This is a genomic window from Streptomyces sp. NTH33 (assembly GCF_003236365.1).
GTDB lineage: Bacteria > Actinomycetota > Actinomycetes > Streptomycetales > Streptomycetaceae > Streptomyces.
This window is the reverse complement of sequence record NZ_POTZ01000928.1, coordinates 1-1166: the sequence shown is the minus strand read 5'-3', so window position 1 is coordinate 1166 and position 1166 is coordinate 1. Positions and strand designations below refer to the sequence as shown.

Annotated in this window: 2 protein-coding genes; one reads left to right on the top strand and one right to left on the bottom strand. The window is 70.7% G+C overall.

Going from position 1 to position 1166, the window contains the following annotated elements:
* Window positions 1–143: 143 nt before the first annotated feature.
* Complete coding sequence (locus C1I97_RS37600; RefSeq protein ID WP_111007329.1) at window positions 144–923, top strand: HAD-IIA family hydrolase; 780 nt, start codon at window positions 144–146, stop codon at window positions 921–923.
* Window positions 924–958: 35 nt separating this feature from the next.
* Here the strand turns inward: C1I97_RS37600 and C1I97_RS40860 are convergent.
* Window positions 959–1166, bottom strand: a 208-nt coding sequence (locus tag C1I97_RS40860) for a hypothetical protein (RefSeq protein WP_220040902.1), incomplete at its 5' end; no start/stop codon positions are given.

Here is a 1166-nt window from a genome sequence, read left to right as displayed (position 1 = left end):
TGACCCGCCCGCGCCCTCCCGGGCGCGCGGTACGGCGCAGTACCGGTACGCGGGGAGCCGGACCGTTTCGGCAAGATCCGGGCACTGGTTACGCTGGGGCTCACGCACGCCCGCGTACGGCAGGAACGGCAGGAGACCCACACATGCCAGACCGCAAGCCCATCGAGTCGTGGCTCACCGACATGGACGGTGTCCTGATCCACGAGGGTGTTCCGATCCCCGGCGCCGACGCCTTCCTGAAGAAGCTGCGGGAGTCCGGTCGGCCGTTCCTGGTGCTCACCAACAACTCGATCTACACCCCGCGCGACCTGCGCGCCCGGCTGGGACGCATGGGGCTGGACGTACCGGAGGAGAACATCTGGACCTCTGCCCTGGCCACGGCGCAGTTCCTCGACGACCAGCGGCCCGGCGGCAGCGCCTACGTCATCGGTGAGGCCGGGCTGACGACCGCGCTGCACGACATCGGCTACATCCTGACCGACCACGCCCCCGACTTCGTGATCCTGGGCGAGACCCGGACGTACTCCTTCGAGGCCATGACGAAGGCCGTGCGCCTGATCAACGACGGTGCCCGGTTCATCGCCACCAACCCGGACAACGTCGGCCCCTCCGCCGAGGGAGCCCTGCCCGCCACCGGCTCGATCGCGGCGCTGATCACCGCGGCGACCGGCAGGAAGCCGTACTTCGTCGGCAAGCCCAACCCGCTGATGATGCGCGCCGGGCTGAACGCGCTCGGCGCCCACTCGGAGACCTCGGCCATGATCGGCGACCGTATGGACACCGACGTGCTCGCGGGCATGGAGGCCGGGATGCGGACGTTCCTGGTCCTGTCCGGCGTCACCCGGCCGAAGGACGTCGACCGCTTCCCGTTCCGGCCGTCCCACGTCGTCGACTCGATCGCGGACCTCGTCGAGCGCGTCTGAGGGTCACCCGGCCACCCGGCCACCCGGTCACCCGGTCACCCGGTCACCCGGCCATTCAGCCACCCGGTCACCCGTTCGGAGCAGCGTGGGGGCCGCGGCGGATGCGGGGCCAGGCCGTCGGGCGTCTCCTGGTAGGCGGAGGTGTCACGATGGGTCCAGTACGTCTCACTTTTTGCGCGGGACTTCTGGTGGGAGCCCTCCTGGTCCCCACGGCCCAGGCGGCGGAGGGGCGACCCGAGACCC

Excerpts from the sequence above, each read along its gene's own strand:
- C1I97_RS37600 (WP_111007329.1), top strand. The coding sequence starts at position 144 with ATGCCAGACCGCAAGCCCATCGAGTCGTGGCTCACCGACATGGACGGT.